At 69.3% G+C, this 15,919-nt stretch carries 12 protein-coding genes; 10 read left to right on the plus strand and 2 right to left on the minus strand.

Translation table 11 applies throughout. From position 1 onward, the window contains the following. Nucleotides 1-43: 43 nt before the first annotated feature. Nucleotides 44-1,504 carry a cobyric acid synthase gene (locus ACODR1_RS16315; RefSeq protein ID WP_488881385.1) on the minus strand — a complete coding sequence of 487 codons (1,461 nt, stop codon included), beginning with the start codon at nt 1,502-1,504 and terminating at the stop codon, nt 44-46. Between the two features lie 89 nt (nt 1,505-1,593). On the opposite strand from ACODR1_RS16315, the gene ACODR1_RS16320 reads away from it, so the two are divergent. From ACODR1_RS16320 to ACODR1_RS16365, 10 genes are all read left to right on the plus strand, one after another. Next, complete coding sequence (locus ACODR1_RS16320) at nt 1,594-1,887, plus strand: FAD assembly factor SdhE (protein WP_488881386.1); 294 nt, start codon at nt 1,594-1,596, stop codon at nt 1,885-1,887. A gap of 167 nt (nt 1,888-2,054) precedes the next feature. Further along, nucleotides 2,055-5,519, plus strand: coding sequence for a transcription-repair coupling factor (gene mfd, locus ACODR1_RS16325; RefSeq protein WP_488881387.1), 3,465 nt, complete (start codon nt 2,055-2,057; stop codon nt 5,517-5,519). A 238-nt stretch (nt 5,520-5,757) separates the two neighbouring features. Continuing rightward, entirely contained in the window at nt 5,758-8,085 is a 2,328-nt protein-coding gene (locus ACODR1_RS16330; RefSeq protein ID WP_488881388.1) for a methyl-accepting chemotaxis protein, read from the plus strand. A 40-nt stretch (nt 8,086-8,125) separates the two neighbouring features. After that, nucleotides 8,126-8,623 carry a GAF domain-containing protein gene (locus tag ACODR1_RS16335; RefSeq protein ID WP_488881389.1) on the plus strand — a complete coding sequence of 166 codons (498 nt, stop codon included), beginning with the start codon at nt 8,126-8,128 and terminating at the stop codon, nt 8,621-8,623. 69 nt (nt 8,624-8,692) lie between these two features. After that, nucleotides 8,693-9,832: a GNAT family N-acetyltransferase gene (locus tag ACODR1_RS16340; protein ID WP_488881390.1), complete on the plus strand. Its 1,140-nt coding sequence runs from the start codon at nt 8,693-8,695 to the stop codon at nt 9,830-9,832. After that, nucleotides 9,832-10,752, plus strand: coding sequence for a glycosyltransferase family 2 protein (locus tag ACODR1_RS16345; protein ID WP_488881391.1), 921 nt, complete (start codon nt 9,832-9,834; stop codon nt 10,750-10,752). The genes ACODR1_RS16340 and ACODR1_RS16345 overlap by 1 nt, the downstream gene beginning before the upstream one ends. A 10-nt stretch (nt 10,753-10,762) precedes the next feature. Beyond that, entirely contained in the window at nt 10,763-11,689 is a 927-nt protein-coding gene (locus ACODR1_RS16350) for a hypothetical protein (protein WP_488881392.1), read from the plus strand. 89 nt (nt 11,690-11,778) lie between these two features. Then, nucleotides 11,779-12,303 (plus strand): flavin reductase family protein, encoded by a 525-nt coding sequence (locus ACODR1_RS16355; RefSeq protein ID WP_101717335.1) that lies wholly within the window; start codon nt 11,779-11,781, stop codon nt 12,301-12,303. Nucleotides 12,304-12,392: 89 nt separating this feature from the next. Next, nucleotides 12,393-13,889, plus strand: coding sequence for a CoA-acylating methylmalonate-semialdehyde dehydrogenase (locus ACODR1_RS16360; protein WP_488881393.1), 1,497 nt, complete (start codon nt 12,393-12,395; stop codon nt 13,887-13,889). A gap of 16 nt (nt 13,890-13,905) precedes the next feature. Further along, complete coding sequence (locus tag ACODR1_RS16365; RefSeq protein ID WP_488881394.1) at nt 13,906-14,871, plus strand: M15 family metallopeptidase; 966 nt, start codon at nt 13,906-13,908, stop codon at nt 14,869-14,871. Between the two features lie 9 nt (nt 14,872-14,880). On the opposite strand, the gene ACODR1_RS16370 is transcribed toward ACODR1_RS16365, so the two are convergent. After that, nucleotides 14,881-15,909, minus strand: a complete 1,029-nt coding sequence (locus ACODR1_RS16370; protein WP_488881395.1) for a helix-turn-helix domain-containing protein — start codon at nt 15,907-15,909, stop codon at nt 14,881-14,883. Nucleotides 15,910-15,919 lie beyond the last annotated feature (10 nt).

Below are 15,919 nucleotides of genomic sequence, written 5' to 3' on the forward strand. Positions count from 1 at the left end.
GCGATTTTGGCCGCCGGCGAAGCCTCGGGCCAGGAAAACCGGACTAGGGCAGTCCTGCGATGCGGGCGATGGCGGCGATGTCGAGCGAGCGCTCCAGGATCTGCGCGATCTCGTCCAGCGCTGCGTCGACGCGCGCCGACTGGTCCTGGCCGTCGGCTGCGACGCCGAGCGGGGCGAGGAGGGCGGCTCTGGCCTCGGCCTTGTCGAACAGGCCATGGACATAGGCGCCGGCGATCCTGCCGTCGGCCGACACGGCGCCGTCGGGGCCGTGGCCGTCGATGGCCAGCAGCGGCCGGGCGGTTCCCGGACCGCTGGTGCGGCCGACATGGATCTCGTAGCCCTCGAAGGCTGCGCCGTCGGCCAGCTGTCCGGTCACCGGGCGAACGGTCTTGTCGCCGGCCAGCACGGTCTCGACATCCAGCAGGCCAAGCCCCTGCGCCGAGCCAGGAAGGCCTTCTACCCCTTCAGGATCACTCACCGTCCGCCCCAGCATCTGGTAGCCGCCACAGACGCCCAGCACCCGCCCGCCGCGCCGGGCATGGGCCAGAATGTCGACGTCCCAGCCCTGGGCGCGCAGGAAGGCCAGATCCGCCAGCGTCGCCTTGGTGCCCGGCAGGATCACCAGGTCGGCGTCGGCCGGCAGCACGCAACCGGGCGGCAGGAACGCAAGGTCGATCGCCGGATCGTTCCGCAACGGGTCGAAGTCGTCGAAATTGGCGATCCGCGACAGCATCGGCACGACCACCTTGGCCCGCCGCTCCTCGGATGCGGCGGCGGGCCGCTCAAGCACCACGGCGTCCTCTGCGGGCAGGAAGCGCACCGGCGAAAGCCACGGGACCATGCCCAGGTCCGGCCAGCCTGTCCGGCGCACGACTTCGGTCCTGCCGTCGTCGAACAGCGCCGGATCGCCCCGGAACTTGTTGATGATGAAGCCCTTGATCCGCGCTCGGTCCGCGTCGTCGAGCACCAGGTGGGCCCCGGCCAGGGCGGCGATCACGTGGCCGCGGTCGATGTCGCCGACCAGGGCCACCGGCAGGTCGGCGGCGTGGGCGAAGCCCATGTTGGCGATGTCGCCGGCGCGCAGATTGGTCTCGGCCGGACTGCCGGCGCCCTCGACCAGCACGAGGTCGGCCTCGGCGGCCAGGCGGCGATAGCTGTCCAGCGTCGTGGCCAGCAGATCGGGCTTGAGCCCCTGGAAGGCCCTGGCCTTGTAGTTGCCCACGACGCGGCCCTGCACCACGACCTGGGCGCCCACGTCGCTCTGGGGTTTGAGCAGCACCGGGTTCATGTGGACGCTGGCCGGCGTGCGACAGGCTATGGCCTGAAGCGCCTGGGCACGGCCGATCTCGCCGCCGTCGGCCGTGACCGCGGCGTTGTTGGACATGTTCTGCGGCTTGAACGGCCTGACGATCAGGCCGCGGTTGGCGAACAGGCGGCACAGCCCCGCCACCAGGGTCGATTTGCCGACGTCGGAGCCGCAGCCCTGGATCATCAAGGAAGCCATGCCCTCGCGCCTAAAGCCGTCAGCAGGTTCGGTCAATCGACGCCGCGACGCTGGCGCGAGGCGTCGGCGCGCTCTATATCGGCGGCCGCATGACCATCGATCACGACGCCCGCCTCCGGCGGCTGAAGTTTCGGGCCTGGCACCGCGGCTTTCGTGAAGCGGACCTCATTCTGGGGCCGTTCGCGGAAACGCATGGCCCGAGCCTGACCCCCGACCAGTTCGACGTGCTGGAAACCCTGCTCGAACAGTCCGATCGCGAGATCTACGCCTGGATCGTCGGCCAGGAGCCGACGCCCGAGGCGTTCGAGACCGAGATCATGGCGATGATCCGCAAGTTCCGCTTCGAGGCCCATCTTTCTCGGCCGCCTGGCGACGGCGCGTAAGGTCGTGCGTGGTCCTCTCCTTCGACAAGCTCGGGAAGAGGACCAGAGCAGGACCCCGTCATTAGAAACCTCACCCTGAGCCTGTCGAAGGGCGAGGTTTCGGTCCGAGAAGTCTGAACCAATAGCGTCCCGGCGGCTTATCGGTCGCCAAGCATCCGAAGAGCAGCATGGCCTACGACGCCAAACAGATCGCCAAGGCCGCCGGCGGCCTGACCCTGGCCGGGGCGCCCGAGGGGTTCGACGCCCTGGTGATGGCCGATGTGGCCCGCGCACGGGGCGGGCTGACCGCCTTTGTCGCCCGAGACACCGCCCGGGCCAGCGCTTTCATCGACGCCCTGAAGTTCTTCGCGCCCGAGATCGAGGCGGTGCTGCTGCCCTCGTGGGACTGCCTGCCCTATGACCGCATCGGCCCCTCGGCGGGCGTCGCGGCCACCCGGATGTGCACCCTGCACCGCCTGGCCAATGGCCTGGGCGAGGGCAAGCCGGCCATGCTGGTCGTCGCAGCCCCGGCCCTGCTGCAACGCGTGCCGACAAAAGAGGTGCTGCTGCGCGCCAGCTACGGCGCCAAGGTCGGCCAGAGCGTCGATATCAAGGACCTGGAGCGCTATTTCGCCGTCAACGGCTATGTCCGCGCCTCCACCGTCTCCGAGCGCGGCGAGTTCGCCATCCGCGGCGGCGTCATCGACGTCTATCCGCCGGCGTCGGAAGAGCCGGTGCGCCTGGATCTGTTCGGCGACACGCTGGAAAGCATCCGGGCCTTCGATCCGGAGACTCAGCGCTCGACCAAGCAACTGACCTCGATCGAGCTGTTGCCGGTCAGCGAGGCCCTGCTGGACGCCGACGCCGTGTCGCGCTTCCGCGGCTCCTACGTGCGCCTGTTCGGCGCGCCGGGCGATGATGCGCTGTACGCCGCGGTCAGCGACGGCGGCCGCCGCGCCGGCATGGAGCACTGGCTGCCGCTGTTCTACGAGCGGATGGCGACGATCTTCGACTACCTGCCAGCCGGCAGCCTGGTCGGCGTCGACCATCAGGCCGCCGAGGCCCGCGACGAGCGCCTGGCGATGATCGCCGACGCCTACGACGCCCGCGCCGCCGCCGACCGCAAGTCGGCCTACCGCCCGTTGGAGCCCAAGGCGCTCTACCTGACCGCCCAGGAATGGGACGAGGCGGTCGGTGATCGCCCGCATCGCCAGTTCACGCCGTTCCAGCCCCAGGGCCTGGACGTCGTCGACCTGGGCGCGAAGCTCGGCCGCACCTTCGCCGCCGAGCGCGCCCAGGACAGCGTCAACCTGTTCGAGGCCACCGCCGACCACGCCAAGAAACTGGCCGGGGAGGGCAAGCGGGTTCTCTTCGCTTCATGGTCCGAAGGCTCGTCCGAGCGCCTGGGAACCATGCTGGCGGACCATGGTCTGAAGAAGGTTCCTTTCGCCGGCTACTGGCAGGCGGCCAAGGCCAACGACCCCAAGGTCCCGCAACGCGTCGTCCTGCCGCTTGACGCCGGTTTCGAGACCGACAGCCTGGCCGTCATCTCCGAGACCGACATCCTCGGCGACCGCCTGGCCCGTCCGCGCAAGAAGCGCCGCGCCGCCAATTTCCTGGCCGAGGCCAGCGCCCTGACGCCGGGCGACCTCGTCGTTCACATCGATCATGGCATCGGCCGCTACGAGGGCCTCAAGACCCTCGACGTGCAGGGCGCGCCGCACGACTGCCTCGACCTGATGTACGCCGGCGACAGCAAGCTCTACCTGCCGGTCGAGAACATCGACCTGCTCACCCGCTACGGCGCCGACGGCGAGAACGTGCAGCTCGACAAGCTGGGCGGGGCTGCCTGGCAGGGCCGCAAGGCCAAGGCGAAGGAGCGCCTGCGGGTCATGGCCGAGGGCCTGATCCAGATCGCCGCCGCCCGCTCGCTGAAGTCGGTGGAAGAAACCGATCCGCCGTCGGGGGTGTTCGACGAGTTCTGCGCCCGCTTCCCCTACGAGGAGACGGACGACCAGCTCAACGCCATCCACGACGTGCTGGAAGACCTGTCGTCGGGCAAGCCGATGGACCGCCTGATCTGCGGCGACGTCGGCTTCGGCAAGACAGAAGTGGCCCTGCGCGCCGCCTTCGTGGTCGCCATGAGCGGCAAGCAGGTGGCCATCGTCTGCCCGACCACCCTGCTGGCCCGCCAGCACTACAAGACCTTCAAGGAGCGCTTCCAGGGCTGGCCGATCAAGGTCACCCGCCTGTCGCGCCTGGTGACTGGCAAGGAAGCCGCCGACACTCGCGAGGGCCTGGCCAACGGCCAGCTGGAGATCGTGGTCGGCACCCACGCGGTGCTGTCCAAGCAGGTCGCCTTCAAGGACCTGGGCCTCGTCATCGTCGACGAGGAGCAGCACTTCGGGGTCAAGCACAAGGAGAAGCTGAAAGAGCTTCGCGCCGACGTGCACATGCTGACCCTGACCGCGACGCCGATCCCCCGTACGCTGCAGATGGCGCTGTCGGGCATCCGGGAAATGTCGATCATCGCCACCCCGCCGGTCGATCGCCTGGCGGTGCGCACCTACATCACGCCCTTCGACGCCGTCACCGTGCGCGAGGCCCTGCTGCGCGAGAAGTATCGCGGCGGCCAGGCCTACTACGTCGTGCCGCGCCTGAAGGACTTGGAGGATATCGAGAAGTTCCTCCGCACCCAGGTGCCGGAGATCAAGTACGTCGTCGGCCACGGCCAGATGAGCGCCACCCAGCTCGAGGAGGTGATGACCGCCTTCTACGAGGGGCAGTACGACGTGCTTCTGGCCACGACGATCGTCGAGAGCGGGCTCGATATCCCCTCGGCCAACACCCTGGTCGTGCACCGCGCCGACATGTTCGGCCTGGCCCAGCTCTATCAGATCCGCGGACGCGTCGGCCGCTCCAAGGCCCGCGCCTATGCCTATCTGACGACGCCGGCCGAGAAGCAGATCACCCTGTCGGCCGAGAAGCGCCTGAAGGTGCTTCAATCGCTCGACAGCCTGGGCGCCGGCTTCCAGCTGGCCAGCCACGACCTCGACATCCGCGGCGGCGGCAACCTGCTCGGCGACGAGCAGAGCGGCCACATCAAGGAGATCGGGGTCGAGCTCTACCAGCAGATGCTGGAAGACGCCGTGGCGGCCCTGCGCGAGCGCCAGGGCGCCGAGGCCCTGCTGGAAGACCGCGCCTGGTCGCCGCAGATCAACACTGGCGCCGCCGTGATGATCCCCGACGACTACGTGTCCGACCTGAACGTGCGCCTGTCGCTCTATCGCCGCCTGTCGGAAGCCGAGAAGGCCGCCGACCGCGAGGCCCTGGCCGCCGAGATGATCGACCGCTTCGGCCCGCTGCCGCCCGAGACCGACTCCTTGCTCAAGGTCGTCGGCATCAAGGGCATGTGCCGCGAGGCCAATGTCGCCAAGATCGACGTCGGCCCCAAGGGCGCGGTGCTCAGCTTCCGCAACGACGAGTTCGCCAACCCGCTGCCGCTGATGCAGTTCATCGGCAAGAACAGCCTGATCTGGAAGGCCCGTCCCGACCAGAAGGTGGTCGTGAAGGGCGAATGGGATACTCCGGCCCAGCGCCTCGATGCGGCCGAGAAGATCCTGGTTCAGCTGGTCAAGCTGGCGAAGGGGTAGGGCGCAGAATGCTCCCCCTGAAGGGGGAGCTGTCGCGGAGCGACTGAGGGGGAAGTGACCGCTGTGTCGGCGACTGAACTGACGTCCGCAGCGACTGCCCCCTCCGGCCCTTCGGGCCACCTCCCCCTTCAGGGGGAGGACCCAGGCGCCAGATTGTCGCAGCTTAACTACGGTTAACAGCTGATTAGGAATCGCCAGCCACAACGAGGTTAACGGCTCGGGCTGCGGAGATTCTCTTATGAAGGCGTTCGGTCGTCTGACCATCGCGTGGAAGCTGGTGACGGTGGCGGGTCTGGCCATCGGCCTGCTGCTGATCGCCGCCGCCGTGGCGGTGTCGATGCACACCTCCAGCATCGTCGCGGGCCTGACGCACAACTACGCCGACGCCGTGGCCGATGACGCCATCGAGCAGATCCGCACCGAGATCGGCAAGGTCGAGGCGACCTCGCGGTCCACTGCCGGCTCGATCGCCGCCGCCCATACCGCCGGCGTGCGCGACCGCCGCGCCTATATCGAGATGCTGCGCCCGCAGGCCGACGCGACCCCGATCGTCATGGGCGCCTGGTTCATGGCCGCGCCCAACGCGCTGGACGGCAAGGACGCCGAGTTCGCCGGCCAGACCGCCATGGGCTCGACCGCCCAGGGCAACTTCACCCCGTACTGGGTGCACAACGACGGCAAGGTGATCTTCGAGCCGCTGAGCGAAGGCAACGAATACAGCCAGCCCTACTACACGGTCCCGCGCGACACCCGTAAGGCGGCGATCCTCGAGCCCTATCCCTACACCGTCGCTGGCAAGACCCAGCTGATGACCTCGGTCGTCTATCCGGTGCTGGTGAACGGCCAGTTCCTCGGCGCCGAGGGCGTCGACCTGTCGCTGGACGGCGTCTCGCAGCGCCTGGAGAAAATGCAGCCGCTGGGCGGCGGTCGCGTGATGCTGCTGTCCTCGACCGGCAAGTGGGTGGCCCACCCGAACGCCGACCTGCGCACCACCGCTTACGCCGACGCCGGCGCCGACAAGGTCAAGGCCGTGCTGAGCGGCGGCGAGCCGGCTGTCTTCGAAGGCGTCAAGGTCGGCGACGAGGAGATGGAGCGGATGGTCCGTCCCATCGCCATGCCTGAGCTCAACACCACCTGGGCGCTGGTCATGGACGTGCCGCGCTCGGCCATCACCGGTCCGGCCGACCGCCTGGCCATGATCCTGTTCATCGGCGGCATGGTTATCACCGGCGCAGTGCTGCTGGCCCTGTTCCTGGCCAGCGCCAGCCTGGTGCGTAGGCCCTTGTCCGGCCTGACCCAGTCGGTCGACGCCCTGAGCGCCGGCCGCTACGACCAGCCGGTGCCCGGCGTGACCGGCGGTGACGAGATCGGCGCCATCGCCCGCGCATTGGACGGCTTCCGCCACGACCTGGCCGACGGCCAGCGCCGCCGCGCCGAGCAGGAGGCCGAACGCGCCGCCGCCGAGATCGAGCGCCAGCGCCACGCCGAGGAGGCCGAGGCCTTCGCCAAGGCCCAGGCCGCCGCCGTCGCCACCCTCGGCCAGGGCATGGAGAAGCTGGCCGAAGGCGACTTGATCTGGCGCATGCGCGAGGACGGTTTCTCGGGCGAGGCCCGCAAGATGCCGCGCGACTTCAACGCCGCCGTCGACAGCCTGCAGCAGACCATGGCCGGCATCCTGTCGGCCGCCCAGAGCATCCGCGCCGGCTGCGCCGAGATCAGCCACGCCTCCGACGACCTGGCCCAGCGCACTGAGCGCCAGGCCGCGGGCCTGGAGCAGACCGCCGCCGCCCTCGACCAGATCACCGCCACGGTGAAGAAGAGCTCGGAAGGCGCCGAGCGCGCCCGCCAGCTGACGCAGAGCGCCAAGGCCAACGCCGAGAAGAGCGGCAAGGTCGTCACCGAGGCCGTCCAGGCCATGGGCGGCATCGAGAAGTCGTCGCAGTCGATCACCCAGATCATCGGCGTCATCGACGAGATCGCCTTCCAGACCAACCTCCTGGCCCTCAACGCCGGCGTCGAGGCCGCACGGGCCGGCGAGGCGGGCAGGGGGTTCGCCGTCGTCGCCCAGGAAGTCCGGGCCCTGGCCCAGCGCAGCGCCGACGCCGCCAAGGAGATCAAGGGCCTGATCCGCGCCTCCACCGACGAGGTCGGCAAGGGCGTGCGCCTGGTCGGCGAGACCGGCGAGACCCTGCAGCAGATCATGGAGCAGGTTTCCGAGATCAACGCCCTGGTCGGCGAGATCGCCTCTTCGGCCAAGGAGCAGTCGGTCGGCCTCGCCGAGGTCAACACCGCCGTCAACCAGATGGACCAGGTGACCCAGCAGAACGCGGCCATGGTCGAGCAATCGACCGCCGCCGCCCACGCGCTCTCCAACGAGGCGGGCGAGCTGGAACGCCTGATCGGCCGGTTCCAGGTCGGCGCCGAGATCCGCGACCTGCATCCTCACCAGGCCCCGCGCCAGCCGGCCGCGCCCCGTCGCGAAGCCTTCCGCGAGCGCTATGTGCAGGGCGCCAACGCCCTGAAGATCGCCCCGCAGTCGCGTCCCGGCGACTGGGAAGAGTTCTAGGGCCCTACCATTCGGCCATGGGCGCGCTATATCCGCGCCCATGGCTGAAGCTTTCAACGACAAGACCCTCTCCGCCGACAAGGCCGCCCGCTATGCCGAGGTCGCCGAGGAGATCGCCTCCGTCCTCGACGGCGAGGCCAATGTGACCGCCCGCATGGCGACCGTGGCCTCGATGCTGGCCAACAGCTTCGACCATTACTTCTGGACCGGCTTCTACGTCGTCGATCCGGCCAAGGAACGCGAGCTGGTCGTCGGCCCGTACCAGGGCACGCTGGGCTGCCTGCGCATCCCGTTCGGCCGCGGCGTCTGCGGCGCGGCGGCCGCCACCGGCCAGACCCAGCTTGTGCCGGATGTGCACGCCTTCCCGGGCCATATCGCCTGCGACAGTCGTTCTGCCAGCGAGGTCGTCGTGCCGGTGTTCGACGGTGAAGGCCGCCTGCTGGCCGTTTTCGACGTCGATTCCGACCGTCCGGCGGCTTTCGACGAGATCGACCAGGCGTGGCTGGAGCGCATCCTGGGTGCGACATTCCGCGCCTGAGCTTGGCCCCTCGATTGCAGTGACATTTCCATCATTCCCTAACCGAGCCGGTTTAGGACAGAGGTGGACATGTTGGACGTCGAGACCCTTCACCCCTCCGAACTCGCCCCTGCGGACGTCGCCCTGTGGCGCGCCTTCGCGCAGGCACAGCCTGTCTTGGCGGGCCCGCTGCTGGGCCCGGACTTTGCGCTGGCGGTCGGCAAGGTGCGCGAGGACGCCCGGGTCGCGGTGATTCGACGCGGCGGCGAGACGATCGGCTTCCTGGCCTATCATCGCCGTCCCGGCGGTGTGGCGCGTCCCATCGGCGCCCCCCTGTCGGACTATCACGGCCTGGTCGCCAAGCCGGGCGTCGAGATCGACGCGGCCCAGGTGCTGCGCGCCGCCGACCTGGCCGTCTTCCGCTATACGGGCCTGGTGGACCCCGCCAACGCCTTCCAGGTCGAGCCGGCGATCCCCGCCTATGTGATCGACACCCAGGGCGACGCGACGGCCTATCTCGAGGCCGTGCGCTCCGGCAGCCCCAAGAAGATCAAGAACTACCGCCGCCTGGACAACAAGCTCGACCGCGAGATGGGCCAGGTGACGCTGAAGGCCGGCGACGACAGCCAGGAGGCCTTCGACCAGCTGATCGCCTGGAAGCGCGAGCAGATCGAGCGCACCGGCGTTCACGACTTCCTGCGCCCGCAATGGACGCGCGACCTGTTCCAGAGGCTGTTCGAGCAGCGCGAGGGCGACTTCCGCGGCCTGATGATCAACCTCTATGCCGGCGGCCAGTTGGTGGCGGGTCACTTCGGGGTGCGCCAGGGCGCGATCTATCACCCGTGGATCGCCTCGACCAATCCCGCCTTCGGCGCCTGGTCGCCGGGGCAGATCTTCTTCATGCGCGCGATCGCCGCCATGCCGGGCTTGGGCTTGACCCGCTACGACCTGGGGCCCGGCGCCGACCACTACAAGCACTCCTACGGCCTGTCCCAGACCCTGATCGCCGACGGCGCGGCCACCGCCGCCAGCATGGCCGGCCGCGTGGCCGGCTCGGTCGAGGGCGTCTGGGCCCTGGCCGGCGCCAACGGCGCGGGTCCGGTCGCACGCTTGCGCCGCCGCATGGACATCATCGCCAGCACCGAGCTGACCATGGGCGGTCGGGTGAAGGGGCTGGTCGACGCCGTCGCCGCCCAGGGCAAGCGGCGCAACGCGACGATGGAGGTCTGATGGCCCGCGTGACGATCATGATCCCGACCCAGCGTCGGCTCGGCGGCCTGGCCGTCGCGGCCCGCTCGGTGCTGGCCCAGGCCGGGGTGGATCATTCCGAGCTGGAGCTCGTGATCGTCGACAACGACCAGGTCCCGTCGGCCAAGGACGTGGCCCAGACCCTGGCGGCCGAAGCGCCGTTCCCCATCCACTATGTGCACGAACCCCGCGCCGGCGTCGCCAACGCCCGCAACGCCGGCATGGCCAGGGCTTCGGGGCAGTTCGTCGCCTTCCTCGACGACGACGAGGAAGCTCCGGCCGGCTGGCTGGCCGCCTTGCTGGCCGCCCAGCAGGCTTACGCCGCCGACGTGGTGTTCGGCCCGGTCCGCGCCCGCGCGCCGCAGGCCGTCACCGAGCATCGCGACTATCTGGAGCGGTTCTTCTCGCGCATCGGCCCTGAGCAGGCCGGCGTCATCGACCACTATTATGGTTGCGGTGACAGCCTCCTGAAGCGTTCGAGCCTGCCAGACCCGGTCGCGCCCTTCGCGGCCGAGCGCAATCATATCGGCGGCGAGGACGACATGCTGTTTGGCCACATGCGGGCCGCCGGCGCGGTCTTCGCCTGGGCGCCGGCCGCCTGGGTCTGGGAAGACCCGGTGCCCGACCGCCTGACCCTCGACTACACGATCCGCCGCGCCTTCGCCTACGGCCAGGGCCCCTCGGCCCACTGCGCCGCCGCCGTGCCGCCCGACCGGTTGGGCGTCGCTCGCTGGATGGCCGTCGGCGTCGTCCAGGCCGCCTTGTTCGGGGCCGTGGCCGGCTTCAAGTGGCTGACCCGCGCCGGTGACCGGGCCGAATGGCTCGACCGCGCGGCGCGCGGCCTGGGCAAGACCCTGTGGTGGGGTCCCTTCAAGATCCATTTCTACGGACACACGGCGTGAGGCTGGCGTCATGACCATCATCCACGACTGGACCCCAGAGAAGGCCAAGGCCTTCGGCAAGGAAAACCTGGTCTTCCAGCACGGCCTGCACGAGCGGCCGATGTTCGACGACGAGGGCCTGGCGCGCCTGCTCGACCGGTATCCGCGCGAGCTGCTGGGCGTCTTCACCATGGGCGAGGATCCCAAGGCCTGGACCACCTGGCGCAAGGGCTCGGCCGGCAACCTGTCGGGCGACCAGCTGCTGGAGGCCGCCAAGGCCGGCCGCATCTGGCTGAACCTGCGCCACACCAACGACCACGTGCCCGAATACGCCGCCCTGTGCGACGAGATCTTCGCCGAGAAAGAGGCGCAGGTCCCGGGCCTGAAGACCTTCAAGCGTGATCTGGGCATGCTGATCAGCAGCGCCAACGCCCAGGTCTTCTACCATCTCGACGTGCCGCTGGTGTCGCTGTGGCAGGTCCGGGGCGTCAAGAAGGTCTGGGTCTATCCGGTGGCTGACCCCTATGTGGGCGACCTGGCGCTGGAGAAGATCGTGCTGCGCGAGACCGCCGAGCAGTTCGCCTTCGAGCCTGCCTGGGACGCCGGCGCCCAGGCCGTCGAGCTGACGCCCGGCGCCATGGTCACCTGGAAGCAGAACGCCCCGCACCGGATCGAGAACGGCCCGATGCTCAATGTCTCGATCTCGATCGAGTTCATGACCCCGCCGGCCCTGATGCGCGCCAACGTCATCTACGCCAACGGCGTGCTGCGCCGCCGCCTGGGCGCCAGCCCCAAGGTCCAGGCTGGTTTCGGCCCCACGGCCCTGGGCAAGCTGGCTGTCGCCCGCGGCGCCAAGGCCCTCAATCTCCAGACCCCGCACGTGCGCCACCTGCCGGTGACCTTCGGCCTGGACGCGGCCCGGCCGGGCGTTCTGGTCGAGGCGCCGCCTGCGGCCTAAGTAAGCAGAAACTTCATTGGTGTCGAGGTGAGGCCAAGCTGCGCCGCGACGCTTGCCCGCGCGGCCGGATTGCCTCACTCCTTACGCCGATGAGTCAGGCGGTCACGATCGAACTGGGGGAGGGCGGCGCGCACGACGCCCGCGCCCTGCGCAACGCTTTCGGGTGCTTCACCACGGGGGTCACCGTCGTCACGACGCTGGGTCAGGACGGCCGCCGCGTGGGGCTGACCGCCAATTCCTTCACCTCGGTGTCGCTGGACCCGCCGCTGGCTTTGGTCTGCGTCGACCTGAAGTCGTCCAGCCTGCCGGCCCTGGACGCCGCGGGCCGCTTCGCCGTCAACGTGCTGCACGCCGACCATCAGGCCCTGGCCCGCCAGTTCGTGCAGAAGGACACCGACCGCTTCGCCGGCGTCGAGACCGAGACCTGGCGCACCGGCGTGCCGATCCTGCCCGGCTGCATGGCCAATTTCGAATGCGAGACCCACCACGTCTTCGACGCCGGCGACCACCGGGTCTATGTCGGGCGGGTGGTCAAGCTGCGCTACGACCCCGACCACGAGCCGCTGGTCTACCTGCAGGGCCGGTTCCGCCGGGTGCATGTGGATGCGGAGTAGGCGGCTGAAAGGCCGGGGATAGATTTTCCACGATACGCGCCGTTTCTCGGATGCTAATGACGCCGAAAAACAGCGTTAGGGAGCGCATCATGCGAGACATCGCCCATTTCGTGAACGGCCAAGCCTTCAACGGCGCCTCGGGGCGCTTCGGCGACGTCTTCAATCCCAACACCGGCGAGGTGCAGGCCCGCGTCCAGTTCGCCACCGACGGCGAGATCGACGCCGCCGTGCAGGCCGCCGCCAAGGCCCAGATCGGTTGGGCGGCCACGAACCCGCAGCGTCGCGCCCGGGTGATGTTCGAGTTCAAGCGCCTGATCGAGCGCGACATGAACGGTCTGGCCGAGATCCTGTCGTCAGAGCACGGTAAGGTCATCGCCGACAGCAAGGGCGACATTCAACGCGGCCTGGAAGTCATTGAATTCGCCTGCGGAATTCCGCACATCCTGAAGGGCGAATATACCGAGGGCGCAGGGCCCGGCATCGACGTCTATTCGATGCGCCAGCCGCTGGGCGTCTGCGCGGGCATCACCCCGTTCAATTTCCCGGCCATGATCCCGATGTGGATGTTCGGCATCTCCATCGCGGTCGGCAACAGCTTCATCCTCAAGCCGTCGGAGAAAGATCCGACGGTTCCCGTAAAGCTGGCCGAGCTTATGATGGAGGCCGGGGCGCCGGAAGGCGTGCTCAACGTCATCCACGGCGACAAGAGCGCCGTCGACGCCATCCTGACCCACCCGCTGATCCGCGCCGTCAGCTTCGTCGGCAGCTCCGATATCGCCCACTACGTCTACCAGACCGGTACGGCGCACGGGAAACGCGTCCAGGCCATGGGCGGCGCCAAGAACCACGGCCTCGTCCTGCCCGACGCCGACCTGGACCAGGTGGTCAAGGACCTGTCGGGCGCGGCCTTCGGCTCGGCCGGCGAGCGCTGCATGGCCCTGCCGGTCGTGGTGCCGGTCGGCAAGAAGACCGCCGACGAGCTGCGCGAGCGCCTCGTGGCCGAGATCGACACCCTGAAGGTCGGCATCTCCACCGACGCGGCCGCCCATTACGGCCCCGTGGTCAGCGCCCAGCACCGCGCCAAGATCGCCGACTACATCCAGATCGGCGTCGACGAGGGCGCCGAGCTGGTGGTCGACGGCCGCGACTTCCACCTGCAGGGCTTCGAAAAGGGCTTCTTCATCGGCCCGTCGCTGTTCGACGGCGTCAAGAAGGGCATGAAGACCTACCAGGAAGAGATCTTCGGCCCGGTCCTCCAGATGGTGCGCGCCGAAAGCTTCGAGGAGGCGATCGCCCTGCCGTCCGAGCACCAGTACGGCAACGGCGTGGCGATCTTCACCCGCAACGGCCGCGCCGCCCGCGAGTTCGCCGCCCGCGTCAACGTGGGCATGGTTGGCATCAACGTGCCGATCCCGGTGCCGGTGGCCTATCACACCTTCGGCGGCTGGAAGCGCAGCGCGTTCGGCGACACCAACCAGCACGGCGTCGAGGGCGTGAAGTTCTACACCAAGGTCAAGACGGTCACGGCTCGCTGGCCGGAAGGCGACGTCGAAGATAGCGCCTTCGTCATCCCGACCATGAAGTAGGGGCAGGGCGGCGACGATGCGGGAGACCCGTCGAACCGTCGCCGCCGGCATGCTGGCCTCGAGCCTCGCCCCCGGCACCGCCCTGGCGGCGGCGGCCGACCTGTCGTTGGTCGCCCAGTACGGCGCGCCCGAAGCTCCGGTCACGGTCTTCGAGGCCGATGACGGCGGCCTGGCCGTCTTCGCCCATGGCGGGCCAGTTCGCCGGCTCTCTCCGCTCGCGGCTGACCGCTACGCCGTCGAGGACGGCGGCGAGCTTCTGGTCACGGCGCGGGGCGTCCGGCTTGACGGCGCCTTTCTGCCGCGCCGCGACTTCGGGGCCGAGGTCCAGGCCGGCATCCGTCGCGCCGTCCGCGCCGATCCCAAGGCCCTGCGCGAGCGCGCCCTGGCCGCGACGCCGCCGATCGAGACGGGCGATTTCCTGCCGTCGGACGTGGTCGACCTAGCCGCGATCGATTCGACGATCCGGCTCGACATCCGCTATGCCGGCCGGGACAACTTCATGGGCCTGAAGCTCTACGAGCGCCCCGCCGCCTGGCTGCAGCGTCCGGCCGCGCTGGCCCTGGGCCGCGCCGCCAAGGCGCTGGCCGCCCAGGGTTATGGCCTGACGATCCACGACGCCTATCGCCCCTGGTTCGTCACCTGGATGTTCTGGGAGGCCACCCCGCCGGCCAGCCGCGTCTTCGTCGCCGATCCGGCCAAGGGCTCGCGCCACAACCGGGGTTGCGCCGTGGACCTGACGCTGCACGATCTTGCGACCGGCGCGGTCGTCGACATGCCCAGCCGCTACGACGAAATGTCGACCCGTTCCTATGCCGACTTCGCCGGCGGCGCGGCCAGGCAGCGCGCTCGGCGGGGCATGCTGCGCGAGGCCATGATCGCCCAGGGTTTCGAGGTCTATCCCGAGGAGTGGTGGCACTTCGACTACGGCGACTGGCGACGTTATCCGATCGGGACCAGGACCTTCACGCAGCTGACGGGGTAGGGCTCCGCCTCAATGCGCCGTCTGGCCGGGTGCCTGGGTGTTCTGCTCCCGCCAGCGTCCGGGGCTGACACCCTCCCAGTCGCGGAACGCGCGGTAGAACGAGGCGATGTCCTGGTAGCCAAGGAGATAGGCGACCTCCTCGATCTCGGTGGCCGGGTCGCTCAGCAGATGTCGGCCGAACTCGCGTCGCGCCTCGGTCAGCAGCTGCCGAAAACTCGCGCCTTCCTCGGTGATGCGCCGCTGCAGGGTGCGCTCGCTGAGGCCCAGTTCGCGGGCGATGTCGGGGATTTCCGGACGGCCGGAGGCCATGCGCCGCTTGATCGTCGCCTTGACCTGATCGCGGATCGAACTGCGGACCTCGAGCTCGGCCAGGGAGGCGGCCAGGGCCGGGGTCAGGATCGCCAGCATTTCTGGATTGTGAGCGGGAAACGGCCGGTCCAGATCGTCGGAAGCCATGACCAGGGCGTCCTGGGCGGCGCCGTAGATCACCGGGCAGCCGAAGTAGCCGGCGTGATAGTCGCTTTCAGGCCGGGTCCTGGCCAGTTCCAGCCGAAGCGGAACGATCATCCGCCCGGTCCCGCGCCGCCCCAGTTCCAGCAGGGCGGCGAAGGCCACGTCGACGAAGACGGCGGGCGCGGGATCGGTCGCGAACAGCCATGCGTTGGTGATCACGCACTCGCCGGCGCTCTCCGCCAGGTTCAGCGTTTCGGGCGTGCAGAGCCGCTTGAAACGCGCCACCCGATGCAGGCCGTCGCGATAGTCCCGGGCATAGAAGGCCGTCAGCATCGACGGCGGATTGGCGCCGGTCTCGGTCGCCTGGACCAGGCGGATGCCGATGTCCGGCCAGGGGCTGAGCGCGCCCACCGACGCCCACAGCGCGAAGAAGTCCTTTGTCGAAACCAGGGCCTCGGCGTTGATGTGCAGCGTCGCCGGCAGCCGGGCCTGGCGCAGGACCGCCGCCGGCGGCAGGCCGACGGCTTCGATCGCGCGCCAGAAGGCCGGCGGTACGTGGCACCTGTCGGCGCGGACCTGGCTCATGATGCTGTCC

Source organism: Caulobacter sp. FG7, assembly GCF_057808875.1.